Source organism: Fusobacterium perfoetens ATCC 29250, assembly GCF_000622245.1.
Classification (GTDB): domain Bacteria; phylum Fusobacteriota; class Fusobacteriia; order Fusobacteriales; family Fusobacteriaceae; genus Fusobacterium_B; species Fusobacterium_B perfoetens.
Map to the genome: position 1 here is coordinate 147,973 of NZ_KK211416.1, position 19,897 is coordinate 167,869.

Sequence of the window (19,897 nt, forward strand, 5' to 3'; positions counted from 1 at the left end):
TATATATACCTATTATTTCAATAGATATTTTTTTATAAAAAAAATTTATCCTGTGGATAATTTTTTATTACCGTTTTAATATTATACATAAAAAAATATATTTTTGCAACAAGAAAAAATAATTTTGTAAAGGATAACTTAATTTTTTTTATAAATACTATTCATTTTTGAGCATTTTAAAAAAAATATTAAAATAGATTACTTGTTATTTTTACTATAAAATTGTAAAATATAAATATACTTTAAACAAGGAGATTCAAATGAAAAAAGAAATTTTTATTGATAAATTATGTGAAAGAGCAAAAATTAAAGGGATAGAAGAATATGAAGTATTTTTTCTTTCTAACCTTAGTTTAGGGGTAAAAGTTTATGAAGAAAAAATAGAAAATTTAACAAATAATCAAAATCAAGGTGTCTCATTTAGATGTAAAGTCAATGGAAAAATGGGATATTCTTATTCAGAATCATTAAATGAAGAAGATATTGATTTTCTAATTGATGAAGCAGTTTCTAATGGGAATTGTATAGAAAGTGATGATGAACAATTTATATATGGAGAAAAACATCAATATAAAAAATTAAATACTTATTCAAAAGCTTTAGATAATTTAGAAACAAAAGATATTGAAGAGTTTTTAATCTCAATGGAAAAATATGCTAAAAGTTTAGATTCTAGAATAGAAAAAGTTTCTTATTGTTATTTTGGACTTGGTAGTGGAGAAGTAATAATAAAAAATTCTAAGGGATTAAACTTAAGTAATCAAGGGAATGTTGCTTATACTTTTATCTCTGTTGTTGCTAAAGAAAATGATATAATAAAAACTGATTCAGAATTTATAGTATCAAGAGATTTTTCTAAATTTGATTACCAAAAAATAGCAGAAGGAGCTGTTAGAAAGGCTATTGCAAAATTAAATGTACAAAAGAGTAATATTTTACCAGAAAAAGTTATTATAGAAAATTTAGCTTTTTCTTCATTATTAGGAGCTATGTCCAATATATTTTCAGCTGATGCTGTACAAAAGGGAATATCTTTATTAAAAGATAAATTAAATCAAAAAGTTGCTTCTTCTAAATTTACTTTAATTGATGACCCTCATTTAGAAAATGGTTTTGGTTCAGCTTCCTTTGATTCAGAGGGAGTTCCAACTGAATATACAGAGATTATAAAAGGTGGAATCTTAAGCACTTATCTTTACAATTTAAAGACCGCTAATAAAGATAAGGTAAAATCTACAGGACATGCTAGTAAAGGAGGATATAAGGGAACTATTGGAATTTCTACATATAATTTATATGTAAAAAGTGGTGAAAAAACTTTTGATGAATTAGTAAAAGAGATTGGAGAGGGGATTTTAATAACAGATTTTGCTGGACTTCATTCTGGACTTAATAGTATATCTGGAGATTTTTCTTTAGCTGGTGAGGGATTTTTAATTAAAAATGGAAAAATTCAAAATGCTCTTAATCAAATAACTGTTGCTGGAAATTTCTTCCAATTATTAAATGATATAGAGGAAGTTGGAAATGATTTAAGATTTTCATTATCAGATATTGGCTCTCCATCAATAATAGTAAAAGGATTAAAAATTGCTATAGACTAAAAATATAATAGAATTAGTTATAAAAATACTCTTTATAATGTTAATAAAAAATAAAATTTTCGGAAATTAAAAATATTTTTGTGATTTATGAAATGAGCTGAACGCTAAAAAATGACACTGTTTGAACGAAGTGAGTTTGTCATTTTTAGTGAAGCGAATAAAATAAATAGAAAATATTTTTATGGAGAGAAATTTTATTTTTATAACAACAATAAATTTTTCTAACAAAAAAAGATGTTACAAACCAATTATAATCTGTAACATCTTTTTTACTTATTATTAATTATAAATTATGAATTAAAAATAGCACTGTCGTTAATTTTTCCTTTTACAGTTTGGAATTTTTCTAAAAGAGCTTTTGGAGTAAGTTTTTGTTTTTCTTCTCCACTTACGTTTAGTATAATTTCTCCCTCGTGAAGCATTATTATTCTATCTCCATAAGTTATAGCATCTTCTAAGTTATGAGTTATCATTAAAGTTGTTATTTGATTTTTTCTAACTATTTCGTTAGTTTTATCTAATATTATTTTTGAAGTTTTTGGGTCAAGAGCTGCTGTATGCTCATCTAATAAAAGTAATTTTGGTTTGTTTAGAGTTACCATAAGTAATGCTAGACATTGTCTTTGTCCTCCTGATAACATTCCAACTTCTGTATCCATTTGTTTTTCTATTCCTAAACCTAATTCACTTAAAAGCTCTTCATAGTAAGCTTTTCTTTTTTGATTTAATCCAAATGAGAAATTGAATTTCTTACCTTTATTATCTGCCATTGAAAGATTTTCAAATACTGTCATTGAAGGAGCTGTTCCCATTGAAGGGTCTTGGTAAACTTTAGAAATATATGTATTTTTAACATGTAATTCATCTCTTGTTATATCTTTATCATCAAGACAAACAGTACCAGCATCAGGTTCTATACTTCCCATTATTAAATTTAAAAGAGTAGATTTTCCAGCTCCGTTACTTCCTATAACTGTTATAAATTCTCCTTTGTTTATATCAAGATTTAATCCTCTGAATACTTTTTTCTCTGTTCCTAATTCTGTTAAAAATGTTTTTTCTATTGACCTTAAACTAAGCATGCTTCTTCACTCCTTTTCTATCTTTCAATAATCCATTATTTTTTATTGCTAATATTCCTACAACTATTATTGCTGTAATAAGTTTCAAATCACTTGCATTAAATCCTATTTTTAAAGCTACTGTTATAATCATTCTGTATAATATTGTTCCTACAATTACTACTGTTGTCATTGAGAAAGCTCTTTTATTTCTTATAATACTTTCTCCAATTATTATAGAAGCAAGTCCTGTAACGATTGTTCCTGTTCCCATTCCTACATCTGCAAATCCTTGGTATTGAGCATATAACCCACCAGATAAAGATACAATTGCATTTGATAAGATAAGTCCATAAATTTTTAATTTATTTTTATCAACTCCTAAAGTAACTACTAAATTTTCGTTATCTCCTAGAGCTCTTAATACAAATCCAAATTTTGTTTTTAATAAGAAATCTAAAAATATTTTACAAATTCCAACTGCTATAACGATTATTATTAAACTGTTCATTTCACCTGAGAAAAGATGTTTAACACTAAATAGTGATAAGTTTGACCTTCCCATTATTTTTATATTTATGCTATAAAGTCCTGTCATAACTATTATTCCAGCCAAAAGTCCAGCAATTTTAAATTTTACACTTATAAATCCTGTAATAAACCCAGCTATACAACCACCTAATGTTGCTAAAAGTAAAGCAATTACAGGGTCAACACCTTTTACTAAACAACTAGCTACAATAGCAGCCCCCATAGGAAAACTTCCATCAACAGTCATATCTGGAAAATCTAGTATCCTAAATGTTATGTAAACTCCCATTACCATAATGGCGAATATCAGACTTTGTTCAATAGTTCCCATAAGCATATTTCAATCCTCTCCGTTCTTTAAATCTAGTTTTATTCTATGTACTAATAATATCATTATTTTTTTTAATTTTCTAGATAACAATTAAATTTATTATTTGTTCCTTTTTAGAAAGGATGAGATTATATAATTTTAATTTTTATCTAGATTAAGAGCAATTATTCACTTTTATAATTTGTTCGTTTTAATCTTCTAATTTATGAATAGCTTTTAAAAAAATAGGTTGTTACAAATTTCATTAAATATTTTTGTTTTATTTTATAAAAAATGTAACAACCTTACATAATTAATTATAATCTATCTAATAATTCTTGTGGTATTTCTACATTTAAGTTTTTAGCAATCTCTTGGTTAATCATTAATTTAGTATCTTTAGGCCTTTCGATAGGCATATTTTCTATTTTTTCACCATTTAGAATTCTAACTGCCATAAGACCTGTTTGATATCCTAATGATTTAAAATCAATAGATTCTGTAGCAAGACCACCAGCATTAAATTGTACATCATCAGAAGTTATCATTGGTATATTTTTATTTTTTGCTTTTTCAGAAATTAAGCTAATTGAAGAAGTAATAGTATTATCACTAGGAGTATATAATAAATCTACATTCTCTAATAAAATATCTAAAGCTTGTCCAACTTCATTTACATTAGTAACACCTTTTTCTACGATTTCTAATCCATTAACATCAGTTATTGCTCTAAATTTTTCTAAGAAAACTCTTGAATTTTCTTCACTAGTATTGTATAAGAACCCTATTCTTTTTGCATTTGGTAATAATGTTTTTATTAATTGAACTTGTTTATCTAGTGGTGGCATATCATTAGTTCCTGATATATTTTTTCCTGTAAGTCCAACAGCTTTTGGATCAGTAACTGCTGTTATTAATATAGGTATATCTTTTGATGAATTATACATAGCTTGAGATGATGGAGTAGATACAGCTAAAACCAAATCTTTTTTACTTTGAGTAAATGATTGAGCTATTGTTTGGGCAGTTCCAAAATCTCCTTGAGCATTTTGAAATTCAAAATTTACTTTTGTTTCATCAAAACCATTGTCTTTTAAAGCTTCTACAAATCCTTCTACAGCTGAATCAAGAGCTGCATGTTCTATTATTTGAGTAACACCAATTTCTATTTTCTCTTCTTTTTTTCCACAACCAAAACTCAACAATATTAAACTTCCTATAAATAAATTTCTAACTATTTTTTTTAAACACATTTTCATTTCCTCCCCTTAATATTTATTTTATAACTTATAGTATCACTAATGTTAAAAAAAATAAAGTGAACAATTTATTTTAATAAGAGTTCTATATATATAAATATATTTTAAATATTTTATTTATTTTAAAAAATTTTTATTTTATTTTTTTGTTCGTATTTATCATTCAAAAATTATATTTTTGTAAAAATTAAATATTTTTTCTATTTAAACATTATTTTTTAAACAAATTTTTAAATAATCCACAAAAATAAAAAAAGAGCTGTTGAAACTTTTTTGTTACAAAAAATTAACAACAACTCTATTGTAATTAAATTAATTTTATTTATTTTCTACTAAAGCTCTAAGGGCTAAAGTATAGCTATTAAATCCAAAACCAGATATTTGTCCTATACAACCTTCAGAAGTTACAGATTTTTTTCTAAATTCATCTCTTGTATAAATATTGCTTATATGAACCTCTACAGTAGGTATATTTACACTTTTTAGAGCATCAAGAATGGCTATACTGTAATGGGTATAAGCTGCTGGATTTATTATAATCCCATCATAAATTCCATAGGCCTTTTGTATAAATTCCACTATCTCTCCTTCATAATTACTTTGTTTAAAATCAACTTGGCAATTAAGAAGAGAGGCTTCTTCTTGAATTTTTTTTATAAGGTCTTCATAAGTTTTATCACCATATATATTTTTTTCTCTTATCCCCAACATATTTATATTAGGGCCATTTATTACAAGAATTTTCATATATCCCCCTTATTCAAAACTTTTAATTATTTTCTCTATTACCTCTTTAGATATATTAATATTATTCCATATTTCTTCAGAGGCTACCCCTTGAGCTATTAACATATACATACCATTTAAAGAATTTTTATTATTTTCCCTAGCAAATTTTAAAAATTTTGTTTCTAATGGATTATAAATTAAATCTACAGAATTTTCAAAGTTTTTAGAAACTTCTTTTGTAATAGGAGAATTTTCTACATTAGGATACATACCAACAGGAGTACAATTTACAACAATATATCCATTATAATTCCCATATTCTAAAGTTTTAAAATCTATAATCTCTATATTTTCTTTATTTTTTATAAGGGAATCTAATTGAATCTTAGCTTTTTGAATATTTCTTACAACTATTGTTATAGATTTAACATCTCTATCTAAAAAATATTTTATAACAGCTCTAGCTCCTCCACCAGCCCCTAAAATAAAAGTATCTTTTCCATCTACAAATATATTATTTTCTTCTAACATTCTTTTAAATCCAAAATAGTCTGTATTATAGCCAAATAATTTACCATCTTTTACCAATATTGTATTTATAGCTCCTATCTCTTGAGCCTCTTTAGATACTTCTACAAAATCCATAGATTTTATTTTATATGGAATGGTTATATTTACACCTAAATAGCTGTAAATATCTTTTGTAAGAAATTTTTCTAATTGATTTTCTTTTAACTCTATTAGAGAGTAATCTCCTTGAATATCTAAATTTTTAAAAATTTCCTTATGAAGTTTTGGCGAAAGACTATGAGGTAGTTTTTCCCCAATCAATCCTAATTTTTTTTTCATAAAACTCCTTTATCAGTTAGAAAGAATCATATCTAAAATTATCCAAGCTGTAACTCCCTCTATTACAGGAAGAACTCTCGGAACTATACAAGGGTCATGCCTTCCATGAATTTCTAAAACCTCATTTTCTTTAGTCAAAATATCTATAGTATTTTGTGGTAAAGATATAGATGGAGTAGGTTTTACTGCTACCCTAAAAATTATTGGCATTCCGTTAGTAAGTCCTCCTAATATTCCCCCATTATTATTTGTTTTAGTTTTTACTTTTTTATTTTCATCATAATAAAACTCATCATTTGCACAATTTCCATAAAGTTTTGAAATATTAAATCCCTCTCCAAACTCAATGGCTTTTATACTTGGAATGGAAAAAATTCCATGAGAAATTCTACTTTCTACCGAATCAAAAAAAGGTAAACCAAGACCAACAGGAAGATTATTTACTATACATTCTACAACTCCACCAACAGAATTTTTTTCCTCCCTAGCTTTTAAAATTTCATCTTGCATAGATGAAATCTTACTGTCATCTATAACAGGAAAATCTTTTTTTAATAAATTTTCTAAAAAAACTTCACTTTCTCCTAAAGGATTAAACTTTTTGTCCTCAATATCTTTTATACTTAAAATATGAGCTCCAATATATATTCCATAATTTTTTAATATAAGTTTTGAAACTGCTCCTACAAAAACTAATGGTGCTGTAATTCTTCCAGAAAAACTCCCACCACCTCTATAATCATTAAATCCTCTATATTTTATATTTCCCGGATAATCTCCATGTGATGGCCGCATAAGATTTTTTAAAATTTCATAATCTTTTGATTTAGTATCATTATTTTCTATTCTTACACAAAGAGGTGTCCCTGTAGTTCTATGATTAAAATAACCACTTTCTATTATAAAGCTATCTTTTTCTTTTCTTTGAGTAGAAAATTGATTTTTCCCAGGGGCTCTCCTATCCATCTCTTTTTTTATAAAATCAAAATCTAAAGAAATTCCAGCAGGAAGTCCCTCTATAATACAACCTATAGATTTTCCATGAGATTCTCCATAAATTGTAACTTTTATTTTTTCTCCAAAAGTATTACTCATCTTTCCTCCTAGTTATATTTTTGAGACACTTTCACCTTCTACAAAATCAAATTCTATCTTTTGGATTTTAGGAATTTTTTCTCCATTTATAAGTTGCATAATAGTTTTAGCAGCATTTTTTCCTGTTTCGTCATTATAAAATCTAATTGTTGTTAACTTAGGGCTAATAACTTCAGATACTTTATAACCTCCGAAAGAAGCTATTGATATATCTTTAGGTACAGTTAATCCATAGTGTTTTATAGCTTTTATAGCTCCAAAAGCCATATTATCAGTTGCAGAGATAATACAATCAGGTCTTTTATCTTTTAAATATTCAAGAATAAGTTTTTCAGTAGTTTCAAAAGAGAAATCACTTTTTATCTCTTGAATTTTCACATCAAATTTTGAAAGAGCTTTAAAAACCGCATCTCTTCTTTTTACTCCTACAGTTATATCACTTTCATCAACACCAATATATAAAATATTTTTTCTACCAGATTTTCCAATATATTCTCCGATTTTTTTACCAGCTGCTTCTTCATGATTAAGTATAGAATATCCATTACTACAAATTTGTCCTACAAAAAGAGTAGGTACTTTGGTCCTTTTTATAAAATCCTTGTGTTCTTCTGTAACTTCTGTAGAAATTACAACAATTCCCTCTACATTTAATCTCCAAAGATTTTCAAGGTTTGCCTTTTCAAGTTCTATATTATGATTTGTATTTATAATCAATGGAATATATCCAGCTTCCCTTAAATTACTATCTAGCACCATAAGAATATCTGAAGTTATATTTGAATCTAAACAAGGAACTATAATTCCAATGAATTTATTATTTCTTGCTTTTATTCCTCTAGCAAAAAGATTTGGCGCATAACTATTTTCGTCAATAACTTTTTGAATTTTTTCTCTAGCTTCAGGACTCACATATCCATTGTTAAAAAATCTAGATACTGTACTTTTTCCAACTCCTGAAAGATTAGCAATATCTAATATTGTAAGTCTTTTTTTCATTAATTTTTCTCCTTAACATAATACTATAACATTATTATACATTATATCTAAAAAAAATAAAATCATTTTTTTAATATGTACTGTTTTAAATCAAATAAAATATAAAACAAAAAAATCAAAAAATATATTGACAAATTTAAAAAAATATATTATTCTTATAACATATGGGAACGATACCACAAGATTAAAAAAGGAGGGAGTATGGCAAAATAAATTTGTCATGCAAAATATATGGATTTTAACAAGGTTGCTGAAGAAGTTTTAGAAAATATTGGTGGAAAAGAGAATATCTCTGTCATGGAACATTGTGCTACTAGATTAAGAATTGTTGCAAAGGATAATGAAAAAGTAAATAAAGATGGATTGAAAAAAATTCCTGGAATTGGAGGATATTTTTACCAATCTGGACAACATCAAATTATCATAGGAACAGGAAAAGTAAATAAAGTTTTTGATATATTAAATACGGGCGATATCAAAAACACAGGGGCAAAACAAGAGGCTTACACTAACTTAAATCCTTTCCAAAAAGTTTTAAGAGTTTTAGCTGATGTATTTATCCCACTTATACCTGTTCTTGTTGCTACTGGATTATGTATGGGACTTAGAGGATTTGCTTTACAATTAGGAATGAAATTTTCTCCTGAATTTTTAACAATGACACAAGTAGTAACTGATACAGTATTTATATTTTTACCAGCTTTAGTTGTGTGGTCTGCTTTCAAAAGATTAGGTGGAACTCCAGTAATAGGAATGGTTTTAGGATTAATGTTAGTGGCTCCAATGATTCCTAATGCTTGGGACGTGGCTAGTGGAAATTCTTCTCCATTACAATTAGGAATTTTTAAAATAGTTGGTTTCCAAGGAACAATATTACCAGCTTTAATTGTTGGAATTTTTGGTTCAAAAGTAGAAAAATGGGTAAAATCTTGGATGCCAAGTGTTGTTGATTTAGTATTTACTCCATTTTTAACAATAATCATTGGAATTTTAGCAGCCTTTTTAGTTATAGGACCTATATTTACAATAGTTGAACATCTTGTAATGAACGGGGTACAAGGAATTGTAGGATTACCATTTGGAATTGGTGGAGCAATATTTGGAGGAATTCAACAAGCTCTTACTGTAACAGGATTACACCACTCATTAATGATAGTTGAAACAAGTTATTTAGCTAGTGAAGGAATAAATCCATTAAATGCTTTAATTACAGCTTCTATGGCTGGACAAGCTGGAGCTGCTATAGCTTATACAATGACTTTAAAAGATAAAAATGAAAGAGCTTTGAAATTTTCTTCAATAGTTCCTTGTTTCTTTGGAATAACTGAACCACTTTTATTTGGTGTTACTTTATCAAACTCAAAAGTATTTATATCTGGAATGATTGGAGGAGCTGTAGCTGGAGCTTTCGCTATGTTATTTAAAGTTGCTCCATCTGTTATGGGAGTAACTTTTATCCCAGCAATACCAGCTTATTTAGGAAATAATTTATTAGGTTATGTTGCTATGATAGCTGTTGGAATGGTTGTTGGAATGGTTATAACAAAAATTTTAGTAAGAAAAGGTGAATAATAATGTATAGAAATAAATTTCATATACAAGCTAAGAAAGGACTTGTGAATGACCCTAATGGTCTAATATTTTGGAATAATGAATATCACGTGTTCTTTCAATTAAATCCAAAAAGTTGTGAACATACTTTTAAACATTGGGCACATATAAAAAGTAAAGATTTAGTTAATTGGGAAGAGTTACCAATTGCTTTAGCTCCTACTGATTGGTTTGATAAAGATGGTTGTTATTCAGGAAGTGCTATTGAAAAAGATGGAAAACTATATCTTATTTATACAGGAAATGTAAAAAATAATGGAATAAGAGAAAGTTATCAATGTTTGGCAGTATCAGAAGATGGAGTAAATTTTGAAAAACTAGGTCCTGTTATCCACGATAAAAATATACCAAAAGGGTATACTAGACATTTTAGAGACCCAAAAGTTTTTAGAAAAGATGGAAAATTTTATTTAGTTCTTGGAGCACAAAGAGAAAATTTAACAGGAACAATATTATTATATTCATCTGAAGATTTATTTAATTGGACTTTTGAAAAAGAGTTAATAAAAAATGATTTTGGTTATATGTGTGAATGTCCTGATTATTATTCAGTAGATAATCAAGGAGTCCTTGCTTTTTCTCCTCAAGGTTTAGAAGCTCAAGGAATATTATACAATAACAGGTATCAATCTGGATATATTTTAAGAGATAAAGAGGAAATAGAAAAAAATACTTTCATTGAATTTGACAGAGGATTTGAATTTTATGCTCCTCAATCTTTTGAAGGAAAAGATAATGAAAGAATTATGTTTGGTTGGGTTGGAATGCCTGAAGAATTAGAACACCCTTCAGTTGAAGAAGGTTGGATACATTGTCTAACACTACCAAGAGTTATAACAGTAAAAGATAATAAACTTTTCCAAAATCCTCATAAAAATCTAATGGGATTAAGAAAAGATGAAAAAATACTATCTGATTTAAAAGTACAAGGAAGCCTAAATTTAAAAGATTTTGAAATTTCTGGAAAAACTTTTGAATTAATAATCAGTCTAAAAGATGTAAAATCTGATTTTGCATTGAAGGTTAGAAGTGGAGAAAAAAATAATACTTTACTAAAATATGATTATGAAAATAAAATTTTCTTATTTGATAGAGAAAATAGTGGTAGAGGATACAAAGGGACTAGAAAATGTAAACTTGAAAAATTAGAAAAAATTCATATTTTTAGTGATTCTTCCTGCTTAGAAATATACTTAAATGGTGGTGAAGAGGTATTTACAGGAAATATTTATCCTGAAGAAAATGATGATAATATTATTTTAGATGGATTAAATATAGATATTTCTAATCTTGAATTTTATAATATTTAGTGGAGGAAAAAATGATATTAGGAGCAATTGAAGCTGGTGGAACAAAATTTGTTTGTGGAATTGGAAATGAAAATGGAGAGATTCTTGAAAGAGTAAGTTTTCCTACTGAAACACCTGAAGTTACTTTAGCAAAGGTAGTAGAATTTTTTAAAAATAAAAATATTGAAAAATTAGGAATTGGTTCTTTTGGACCAATAGATGTTAATCCAAATTCTAAAACTTATGGATATATAACTAAAACTCCAAAATTAGCTTGGACAGATTGTGATGTGGTAGGTTATTTAAAAAAATATTTTGATATTCCTATTTACTTTGATACAGATGTAAATGGTGCTGCTTTAGGGGAAGCTACTTGGGGAGCTGCTAAAGGTTTGGAAAATTGTCTATATATGACTATTGGAACAGGAATTGGTGGAGGTGCTTTAGTTTCTGGAAAATTAGTTCATGGAATGTTACACCCAGAGATGGGACATATAATGGTTAGAAGACATCCAGAAGATAAATATGAAGGAAAATGTCCTTTCCACAAAGATTGTTTAGAGGGAATGGCTGCTGGACCAGCTATTGAAGAAAGATGGGGTAAAAAAGGTTATGAATTACCTAGTGACCATGAAGCTTGGGATATGGAAGCCTTTTATATAGCTCAAGGTGTTGTAAATTTTATATTAATATTATCACCAGAAAAAATAATTTTAGGTGGTGGAGTTATGAAGCAACAACAACTATTCCCAAAAATTAGAGAAAAAGTTGTAGAGATGTTAAAAGGTTATGTTCAAACAAAGGAGATATTAGAAAATATTGATGAATACATTGTTTACCCAGAACTTGGTGATAATGCAGGACTTTTAGGTGCTATGGCTTTAACATTATAAAAATAATAAGGATATTGAAATTTCAATATCCTTTTATTTTTATTTTAGATTTATATAAAATTTAATTTATGATTTTCTATGAAAATATATGAGAAAATAAAAACTACACCTTCTTATTTGAGGGTGTAGTTTATTTTAAAATATTTTGTGTTATCTAAATTATGCTATTTTTTTAATTCTTCCAAGTCCTATACTTTTTCTTTTTCCTAAAGATATACTATCTGGAAGATTTACATTTGTTACAAATTCTCCATAAAAACAATTTATTTGAGTATCCTTTTGAATAAGAGGTTCAGAATTAAATTCTCCTTCTACAATTATTTTTTTATCCGCCCAAACACCACACATTTTGAAAAACTCAATTATATTATTTGTAAGTTGTTTTTCTAAAGATAATTCTCCATTTAAAAATTTCATATAATTTTCACTATTAAGTGCAAACCATAAAGAATCAAATTTGTATCTGTGTATTGGTTTATCAGATATTTCTAAATTATTAAAAGATACTTTTGTTTCTGGAATTACAGAAATTTTTTCCCCATTAATTTCTAATTCAGTAAGATTTTGACAATGTTCTAATAATAAATCAGCACCTTTTTCTATTCCTAAAACAGATAATTCACCTTTTATAACTCTATATTGAATGATAGATGATTTGTAATTAAAAGAAAGTTCATCTTTATGATTATGAAACTCAATTATATTATTAAAATGATGACCCATAAATCCCCTTAATTTTTCAGCATCTCTACCTTTAAATTTTCTGTTAGATTTAAAAAAAATTTCTACTATTTTCATTTATTTTGTTTCTCCTTGCTACTTATAATTATTCATTTAGATAAATATATAACAAAAAACAGTTTTTGTCAATAGTTTTTTGTTTGTAAAAAAAATAAAAAATATTAATAAAAAACACAAAAAAATAAAAATGTACATATTTTCCAGTATTTTTTAATAGGTGAAATAACAAAAAATTAATTTTTTTTGACTAAAAAGAGAAATTAAATTTTGAAAAATAAAAAAATTAAAGTATAATAATAAAAAAAGTAAAAAAAGGGGAAAAAATGAGAAAAATATTAATAGCTTCTCTTGGAGCAGGAGATAAAAAAAGAGAATATAAAATTGGAAATTATAATATCAATGGAAGAATTTACACTGAAAAATATATTGCTGCTGCATTAGATAAAGAATTTAAAATGGATAAAATTTTTTATATAGGAACTTTGGGTTCAATGTGGGAAAATATTTATATAGATTACTGTAAAGGAAATTCTGTAAATATAGATGAAAATTATAAAAGTGAATTAGAATTAAAAATGTTAGACTTTTTAGATATGACCAATGAAAATAAAAAGAATGTAAGTTTTGATTTTATGAATTTGGATAGAATAAAAGATATATCAAAAGGAAAAATAAATCCGATATTAACAAGATATGGATTAGATGATAAAGAAAACTTTGAAAATTTTAATCAAATATTAAAAATTATAGATGAATTACAAGATAGTGATGAGATATATTTAGATATAACTCATTCTTTTAGGTCAAATGCTTTTTGGATATTTTTAGTTATGAATTATATAAATGATGTAGCTGATAAAAATATTAATATAAAATATATTTCTTATGGAATGTTTGAAGCAAAAGAAAAAAATGAAAAGGGAATAGAAGTAGTACCAGTAGTAAATTTAAAATTATTTTTAGATTTAACAAAATGGATAAAAGGTGCATATTCATTTAAAAACTTTGGAAATAGTACTTTAATAAGAGAGTTATTAGATGAATCTGGAAATGAAAAAATAAAAAATAAATTAGAAAACTTTTCTAATTCAATTAATATAAATTATGTATCTTCTATAAAAGAAAATATAAATTATTTTAAAAGAAACCTAGAAATAATTGATAAAATAGATGGTCCAGGGAAATTAATAATTCCTAAAATAGTTAGAGAATTTTTAGAACATTTTAACGGTACGGAAGAAGAATATGATATTTTATTAAGACTTGCTAAATGGCATTATAAAGAAGAGAGATATGCAATGGTTTATACAAATTTAATAGAAGCTATAAAATCTTACATAATAAAAACTTTAGATATATATTCAGATGAAGAAGAGGAATACTTTGTATTGGATAAAAAAATTAGCTATGCAGTAAAAAAAATAGAAGCAAAATTAAGAAATAATACTCAAAAGAAATTTAATGAATTAAATGCCTTTTTTAAAACTTATAAAAGATGCAAACAATCAAGAAATAATATAGCTCATTCTGGAAATGTAAAGAAAAATATAATAATGAAAGAAAAAACAGAAAGTGTAGCTAATGATATAAGAGGATTAAAGGACCATATTTTAATTTGTGAAAAAATATTTAAACAAAATAAGTTGCTACAAGAATTTTGTAGTTATTATATGATTAATTATGAACAAAATGAAAATTAAAATAAAAAGTAATTTTTTCTTTTAAATTGTAATTTTAAAATAGTATAATTTTTTATTAAGAAATTTATAAAAAATAAGAGATTAAAAATATAAAAAGATGTGGTATAATTGATTAAAAGATAATTTACGGAAAAATGATTTTTGTAAAAAAATTAATATAACTATATGAAATTACAAAAGAAAAATTTACGAAGAACCTTGGAAATTAAATAAAAAAAGAGAAAAGTAAAAGAAAAAAAGAGGAAAAAATGCCGTTTTATAGATAAGTTTTACGACAAAATTTTATTTATAAAACGGCTAATTATAAAAAATTAAAATAAAAAATGTTGTAAAATTTATATTCCAGTAAAAACAAGGATTGAAACTATTTTTGAATTTATTATCTCATCTATTGTTTTAGTAAAATTTATATTCCAGTAAAAACAAGGATTGAAACTATAATCTTCTTCTAATTTTTTAAAAGTAGTTTTTCCGTAAAATTTATATTCCAGTAAAAACAAGGATTGAAACTTTGAAGATTTTTCATATTCTCCTGAATTGTAATTTGTAAAATTTATATTCCAGTAAAAACAAGGATTGAAACACCGAATAGTATATTACAAATACACCTATCATAATCGTAAAATTTATATTCCAGTAAAAACAAGGATTGAAACTTTTTTAATTCCATATATTGTCCTCCTATGCTTTTGTAAAATTTATATTCCAGTAAAAACAAGGATTGAAACTCATTATCTAAGGCACTGTAAAGGCTGTTATGGTGTAAAATTTATATTCCAGTAAAAACAAGGATTGAAACCTATTAATTCAAGATTATTTGTTAAAACCAACATAGTAAAATTTATATTCCAGTAAAAACAAGGATTGAAACTTTAAAATAAGCATCTCCATTTTTATTATAATAAATTTTGTAAAATTTATATTCCAGTAAAAACAAGGATTGAAACCTATTTTAGTCTTTTCTTTTTTATCTTTCAAAGTTGTAAAATTTATATTCCAGTAAAAACAAGGATTGAAACCAATGGCTTTTTCTACGTTGTCCCACTCTTTGCAAGTGCAGTAAAATTTATATTCCAGTAAAAACAAGGATTGAAACATGTCCTAAAACTTGTCTATTATTTTCTATTTGATTTAGTAAAATTTATATTCCAGTAAAAACAAGGATTGAAACCTGTAAAGGCTGTTATGGTCTCTACCTCTTAAGCAAGGTAAAATTTATATTCCAGTAAAAACAAGGATTGAAACTATATTCTTGAAAGTATGTTCCGTCGTCATAAACTGTAAAATTTATATTCCAGTAAAAACAAGGATTGAAACTATCATAAAAAGATACTACTTTGTAAAACTCCTTTTGTAAAATTTATATTCCAGTAAAAACAAGGATTGAAACTTTTAAAAGCTAGTTCTTCATTTTTCATTTTTTCAAAGTAAAATTTATATTCCAGTAAAAACAAGGATTGAAACTTCTTCTTTTACTTCTTCTTTTACTTCTTCAACCTTTGTAAAATTTATATTCCAGTAAAAACAAGGATTGAAACTTATTATTCACTTCCTTTTATTAATAAATTTAATGTAAAATTTATATTCCAGTAAAAACAAGGATTGAAACTCTTTTGATACTATACCTATATAAAGACTATTGTTAAGGTAAAATTTATATTCCAGTAAAAACAAGGATTGAAACACATCATTAATCTTGACATCTCATCAACGTCACATTTGTAAAATTTATATTCCAGTAAAAACAAGGATTGAAACATGTAATAGAAAAAATAAATTGTTGTTGTGGTATTTGTAAAATTTATATTCCAGTAAAAATAAGGATTGAAACAATAGTGATTATTTTTCTATGGTTATAGTAAAATTCATATAAAATTTATATTCCAGTAAAAACAAGGATTGAAACAAATAAGTCTAATACCCAATCAGGAATATAATCGGCGATAAAAAATAGATTCCACTAAAAACAAGGAACAAAAATTTATAATACTATATTTAAAAAAGTAATTAATAAAATAATTTTGTAATTATAAAAAGGTAAAATAAAAGAAAAATTTTACTAGGAGGAAAAATGAAAAGATGTTTTATATTTTTTTCTCATCAATTAACAGAAAAACAAACTCAAGAGATAAGAAATGATTTGAAATGTGATGAGATAATATATTTACCAAAAGATTTACAATATAAATGGAGTAATGTCGAAGATGATTCTTTTGATAAGATAAGTAATTTCCTAAAAGAAAAATCTCAAAATGATGACTATGCTTTAATTCAAGGAGAGTGGGGTTTAACATATAAAATGATAAATTTTGCAAAAGAGATAGGAGTAAATCCTATTTATGCAAAAACTAAAAGAGAGGCTATTGAAGAAAAAGATGGAGAAAAAATAAAAAAGATTTCCTATTTTGAGCATATAAAATTTGAAAAATATTAAACTATAAAAAATCCGAGAGTAAAATCTCGGATTTTTAATATATATTTCTTTTTTTATTAAGAATAAAAATTTCTTCTTGAGATAAGGGAGTATTATTTAAACTTTTAAGTAACATAACTTGAAATATATTAGTAGTCTTGTACTTAATTAAAGTTGAAATTGTTTGATTAAAAATATTACCACTTATTCTTGATTGAATAAGAGAAATTTCTAGTAACGAATAAAAAATATTTTCTAAAATCATATTATCACAAGGATATTTTTTTAGATATTTTAGAGTATATTTTATATATTCATCAATTATAATTCTTTTTAGATGTATATTTTTTATTGGAGAGGCAAGAGAACCAATTCCCCAATAAATTTCCTCTTTTAAGAAAGGAAATTTTTTTAAAAGTGAAAATAGAAATATAAAATCTTCTTCCTTTGAAGAAACTTTAGAATAGGCAATTATAATTTCTCGTGAATATAGAGAAAGAAAATCTTTATTCTCGAATAAACTTCTAAAAAAAGCAGAATTACTTTCAGATAATAATTTGAATCCCTTTAAGCAATGGCTAATATAAGGGATTTTTCTTTTTGTTGAAAGGTTTTCTATAATTAGATTTAAAAATAATTTTTCCACTTTTGATTGTAAAAAGTTATTTAATTCTAATTTAGATAAAATATAAATTTGTTGTGAAAAGTTAAAAATATATTTCTTATCTAAAGAATATAAAATGTCATCAGCTATAAAATTATGATTTGGAAAATTAAAAATCTTATTTTCTAATTCATCTATTTTAAAAATTAAATTTATTTTATTTTCCAAAGAATATAAATTTTCATAAATTATATAAAGTTTTCTCAATTCTTTTAAAGTTTCTGTCATAATTATCACCTACTTAAATTGAGTTTATCACATAAAAATTACCAAAAAAAAGATTGAATTACCAAAAAAGTAATTTTCTATAAAAAAATGTAATTTACAAATAGTAGAATGTTTTTCAAAGGAAGGTGATTTTATGGAAGTATATATTCAAGAAAAGGGAAGTAGTTTAAGAAGAGAAAAAGAACATTTTATAATTGAAAGTAAAGGAAAAACAAATCATATTTCACCAGAAAAAATTACAAATATTATAATAGAGGATAATTCTATTATAAGTACAAATGCCATAAAACTTGCAATAGATAATGATATTCCTATTTTTTTATCTGACGGAATAGGGAATATATATGGAAAATTATGGAAACAACATTTTGGAAAAAATAGCTTAGTGAGATTAAAACAACTTAAAGTATTTAATTCAAAATATGGAAATAGTATAGGAAAAGAATGGATAATATTAAAATTAGAAAGCCAAAAGAAACATATAATGAAAATTTATAAAAGAAGAAATAAAGATTATACAAATGAAGTTATTTTATTTGATAATATTATAAACTCCGTAAAACAATTAGATATAGAAAAGGAAAATTTTTCAAATATAATAATGGGTCATGAGGGAAATGGAAGTCATTTGTATTATTCATTAATTGCTAAAATGTTACCAGAAAATGTAGGATTTACCAAAAGAATAAATCAGGGGGCAAGTGACATATATAATGTAGTTTTAAATTATTCGTTTGGAATTTTATATACAAGGGTAAATCATTTGTTGACAGTTGCTGGACTTGATACCAAAATAGGAATTTTCCATACTGATATTACAGGGAAAGATTCTTTATTATATGATTTTATAGAACAGTTTAGATTTATTTGTTGGGAAGTTGTTTTTAGTATATTTACGAAAAAGATTTTTAATAAAAATTATTTAGATGAAGAAACTAGAATACTAACAATAGATGGAAGAAGAGTTATTCTTGAAGAGATGTTTAAAAAGTTAAATAAAATTGAAGAGAGGAACGGAGAAAAGTATTCTTATAATGAGTTAATAAAAAAGAAAGTCTATAAGTTGAGAGAGGAACTTTTAGAAAATGAAATATATAATAGCTTATGATATTTCTAAAAGTAAATATAGAAAAGAATTAAGTGATTATTTATTAAGTGAAAGATTTATAAGAATACAAAAATCAGTTTTTTTAGGTAATATTTCTTCAAATGAAGTAGATAGAATAATGAAAAATTGTAATGAATTTGTAGAAGATAAAAAAGATTCTATTTTTATTTGTCCTATTTGCATAGAAGATTTAGAAAAATCATTTTTTATAGGTATCACTTTTGATATGGAAGATTTAGACAAATTTAAAAATTTTATTTTTTATTGAGGTGGATTATGAAAATATTGGTAACCTATGACATAATAGACACAAAAATTAGAAATAGATTGATAGATGAATTATTTAATTTTGGTTTTGAAAGGTTGCAATATTCTATATTTTTAGGGGAAATAAATAGTAAAAAATTTAGAAAATTGGTAAATTCATCAGAAAAAATAATAAATAAAAAAGAAGATTCTTTGTATTTTTTCTCATTATGTGAGGAAGATTTTAAAAGAGGAATATTTTTAGGAAAAGCTATTAATAAAAAATATATAGATTGTGATATATTATATTTTTAAATGAAAGATTGAAAATGTAAAAAGATGTGGTATAATTGATTAAAAGATAATTTACGGAAAATTGATTTTTTCTAAAAAATTGATGTAACTATCTTAAAATACAAAAGAAAAATTTACGGAGAACCTTGGAAATTAAATAAAAAATAAGAGAAACAAAGGAAAGAAAGAGGAAAAAATGCCGTTTTATAGATAAGTTTTACGACAAATTTTTATTTATAAAACGGCTAATTATAAAAAAATAAAATAAAAAAT

General features: G+C 25.0%; 18 protein-coding genes and 1 CRISPR repeat array. Of the genes, 9 read left to right on the top strand and 9 right to left on the bottom strand.

Annotation, left to right across the window (positions count from 1 at the left end; genetic code table 11):
- The first annotated feature begins 260 nt into the window (after nt 1–260).
- Nucleotides 261–1,604 (top strand): TldD/PmbA family protein, encoded by a 1,344-nt coding sequence (locus T364_RS0107590; protein ID WP_027129042.1) that lies wholly within the window; start codon nt 261–263, stop codon nt 1,602–1,604.
- A gap of 290 nt (nt 1,605–1,894) precedes the next feature.
- Here T364_RS0107590 and T364_RS0107595 read toward each other — a convergent pair whose 3' ends face one another.
- The 7 genes from T364_RS0107595 to T364_RS0107625 form a co-directional block, all read right to left on the bottom strand.
- A complete protein-coding gene (locus T364_RS0107595; protein ID WP_027129043.1) occupies nt 1,895–2,686 on the bottom strand; it encodes an ABC transporter ATP-binding protein in 792 nt (263 codons plus the stop codon).
- Nucleotides 2,679–3,533, bottom strand: coding sequence for an ABC transporter permease (locus tag T364_RS0107600; RefSeq protein WP_027129044.1), 855 nt, complete (start codon nt 3,531–3,533; stop codon nt 2,679–2,681). The genes T364_RS0107595 and T364_RS0107600 overlap by 8 nt, the downstream gene beginning before the upstream one ends.
- Before the next feature lie 290 nt (nt 3,534–3,823).
- Nucleotides 3,824–4,765 (bottom strand): ABC transporter substrate-binding protein, encoded by a 942-nt coding sequence (locus T364_RS0107605; protein WP_245596661.1) that lies wholly within the window; start codon nt 4,763–4,765, stop codon nt 3,824–3,826.
- Between the two features lie 318 nt (nt 4,766–5,083).
- A complete protein-coding gene (gene aroQ / locus T364_RS0107610) occupies nt 5,084–5,512 on the bottom strand; it encodes a type II 3-dehydroquinate dehydratase (RefSeq protein ID WP_027129046.1) in 429 nt (142 codons plus the stop codon).
- A gap of 9 nt (nt 5,513–5,521) precedes the next feature.
- Nucleotides 5,522–6,343 carry a shikimate dehydrogenase gene (aroE, locus tag T364_RS0107615; protein WP_027129047.1) on the bottom strand — a complete coding sequence of 274 codons (822 nt, stop codon included), beginning with the start codon at nt 6,341–6,343 and terminating at the stop codon, nt 5,522–5,524.
- A gap of 12 nt (nt 6,344–6,355) precedes the next feature.
- Nucleotides 6,356–7,438: a chorismate synthase gene (gene aroC / locus T364_RS0107620; protein ID WP_027129048.1), complete on the bottom strand. Its 1,083-nt coding sequence runs from the start codon at nt 7,436–7,438 to the stop codon at nt 6,356–6,358.
- A gap of 12 nt (nt 7,439–7,450) precedes the next feature.
- Complete coding sequence (locus tag T364_RS0107625) at nt 7,451–8,437, bottom strand: LacI family DNA-binding transcriptional regulator (RefSeq protein WP_027129049.1); 987 nt, start codon at nt 8,435–8,437, stop codon at nt 7,451–7,453.
- Between the two features lie 231 nt (nt 8,438–8,668).
- Between T364_RS0107625 and T364_RS0107630 the strand changes: the two genes are divergently transcribed.
- The 3 genes from T364_RS0107630 to T364_RS0107640 are packed head-to-tail and all read left to right on the top strand — an operon-like array spanning nt 8,669 to nt 12,230.
- Entirely contained in the window at nt 8,669–10,009 is a 1,341-nt protein-coding gene (locus T364_RS0107630; protein WP_027129050.1) for a PTS transporter subunit EIIC, read from the top strand.
- Between the two features lie 2 nt (nt 10,010–10,011).
- Complete coding sequence (locus T364_RS10720; protein ID WP_051532693.1) at nt 10,012–11,358, top strand: glycoside hydrolase family 32 protein; 1,347 nt, start codon at nt 10,012–10,014, stop codon at nt 11,356–11,358.
- A gap of 11 nt (nt 11,359–11,369) precedes the next feature.
- Nucleotides 11,370–12,230, top strand: coding sequence for an ROK family protein (locus T364_RS0107640; RefSeq protein ID WP_027129051.1), 861 nt, complete (start codon nt 11,370–11,372; stop codon nt 12,228–12,230).
- A 159-nt stretch (nt 12,231–12,389) separates the two neighbouring features.
- Here T364_RS0107640 and T364_RS0107645 read toward each other — a convergent pair whose 3' ends face one another.
- Nucleotides 12,390–13,028, bottom strand: a complete 639-nt coding sequence (locus T364_RS0107645; protein ID WP_027129052.1) for a CRISPR-associated endonuclease Cas6 — start codon at nt 13,026–13,028, stop codon at nt 12,390–12,392.
- A gap of 266 nt (nt 13,029–13,294) precedes the next feature.
- Between T364_RS0107645 and csx2 the strand changes: the two genes are divergently transcribed.
- Nucleotides 13,295–14,671: a TIGR02221 family CRISPR-associated protein gene (gene csx2 / locus T364_RS0107650; RefSeq protein ID WP_027129053.1), complete on the top strand. Its 1,377-nt coding sequence runs from the start codon at nt 13,295–13,297 to the stop codon at nt 14,669–14,671.
- Between the two features lie 328 nt (nt 14,672–14,999).
- Nucleotides 15,000–16,577: a CRISPR direct-repeat array (repeat unit 37 nt; unit sequence GTAAAATTTATATTCCAGTAAAAACAAGGATTGAAAC).
- A gap of 165 nt (nt 16,578–16,742) precedes the next feature.
- Entirely contained in the window at nt 16,743–17,105 is a 363-nt protein-coding gene (csx20, locus tag T364_RS0107655) for a CRISPR-associated protein Csx20 (protein WP_027129054.1), read from the top strand.
- A gap of 34 nt (nt 17,106–17,139) precedes the next feature.
- Here csx20 and T364_RS0107660 read toward each other — a convergent pair whose 3' ends face one another.
- A complete protein-coding gene (locus T364_RS0107660; protein WP_027129055.1) occupies nt 17,140–17,976 on the bottom strand; it encodes a hypothetical protein in 837 nt (278 codons plus the stop codon).
- Nucleotides 17,977–18,109: 133 nt separating this feature from the next.
- On the opposite strand from T364_RS0107660, the gene cas1 reads away from it, so the two are divergent.
- The 3 genes from cas1 to cas2 (T364_RS10730) are packed head-to-tail and all read left to right on the top strand — an operon-like array spanning nt 18,110 to nt 19,645.
- Nucleotides 18,110–19,084, top strand: a complete 975-nt coding sequence (gene cas1 / locus T364_RS0107665) for a CRISPR-associated endonuclease Cas1 (protein ID WP_027129056.1) — start codon at nt 18,110–18,112, stop codon at nt 19,082–19,084.
- Nucleotides 19,062–19,352, top strand: coding sequence for a CRISPR-associated endonuclease Cas2 (gene cas2, locus T364_RS10725; RefSeq protein ID WP_051532694.1), 291 nt, complete (start codon nt 19,062–19,064; stop codon nt 19,350–19,352). The genes cas1 and cas2 (T364_RS10725) overlap by 23 nt, the downstream gene beginning before the upstream one ends.
- Nucleotides 19,353–19,360: 8 nt before the next feature.
- Nucleotides 19,361–19,645 (top strand): CRISPR-associated endonuclease Cas2, encoded by a 285-nt coding sequence (cas2, locus tag T364_RS10730; RefSeq protein WP_035945567.1) that lies wholly within the window; start codon nt 19,361–19,363, stop codon nt 19,643–19,645.
- Nucleotides 19,646–19,897: the final 252 nt, after the last annotated feature.

Coding starts and splice junctions, on each gene's coding strand:
- T364_RS0107590 (WP_027129042.1), top strand. CDS start 261: ATGAAAAAAGAAATTTTTATTGATAAATTATGTGAAAGAGCAAAAATT.
- T364_RS0107595 (WP_027129043.1), bottom strand. CDS start 2,686: ATGCTTAGTTTAAGGTCAATAGAAAAAACATTTTTAACAGAATTAGGA.
- T364_RS0107600 (WP_027129044.1), bottom strand. CDS start 3,533: ATGCTTATGGGAACTATTGAACAAAGTCTGATATTCGCCATTATGGTA.
- T364_RS0107605 (WP_245596661.1), bottom strand. CDS start 4,765: ATGAAAATGTGTTTAAAAAAAATAGTTAGAAATTTATTTATAGGAAGT.
- aroQ (WP_027129046.1), bottom strand. CDS start 5,512: ATGAAAATTCTTGTAATAAATGGCCCTAATATAAATATGTTGGGGATA.
- aroE (WP_027129047.1), bottom strand. CDS start 6,343: ATGAAAAAAAAATTAGGATTGATTGGGGAAAAACTACCTCATAGTCTT.
- aroC (WP_027129048.1), bottom strand. CDS start 7,438: ATGAGTAATACTTTTGGAGAAAAAATAAAAGTTACAATTTATGGAGAA.
- T364_RS0107625 (WP_027129049.1), bottom strand. CDS start 8,437: ATGAAAAAAAGACTTACAATATTAGATATTGCTAATCTTTCAGGAGTT.
- T364_RS0107630 (WP_027129050.1), top strand. CDS start 8,669: ATGGATTTTAACAAGGTTGCTGAAGAAGTTTTAGAAAATATTGGTGGA.
- T364_RS10720 (WP_051532693.1), top strand. CDS start 10,012: ATGTATAGAAATAAATTTCATATACAAGCTAAGAAAGGACTTGTGAAT.
- T364_RS0107640 (WP_027129051.1), top strand. CDS start 11,370: ATGATATTAGGAGCAATTGAAGCTGGTGGAACAAAATTTGTTTGTGGA.
- T364_RS0107645 (WP_027129052.1), bottom strand. CDS start 13,028: ATGAAAATAGTAGAAATTTTTTTTAAATCTAACAGAAAATTTAAAGGT.
- csx2 (WP_027129053.1), top strand. CDS start 13,295: ATGAGAAAAATATTAATAGCTTCTCTTGGAGCAGGAGATAAAAAAAGA.
- csx20 (WP_027129054.1), top strand. CDS start 16,743: ATGAAAAGATGTTTTATATTTTTTTCTCATCAATTAACAGAAAAACAA.
- T364_RS0107660 (WP_027129055.1), bottom strand. CDS start 17,976: ATGACAGAAACTTTAAAAGAATTGAGAAAACTTTATATAATTTATGAA.
- cas1 (WP_027129056.1), top strand. CDS start 18,110: ATGGAAGTATATATTCAAGAAAAGGGAAGTAGTTTAAGAAGAGAAAAA.
- cas2 (WP_051532694.1), top strand. CDS start 19,062: ATGAAATATATAATAGCTTATGATATTTCTAAAAGTAAATATAGAAAA.
- cas2 (WP_035945567.1), top strand. CDS start 19,361: ATGAAAATATTGGTAACCTATGACATAATAGACACAAAAATTAGAAAT.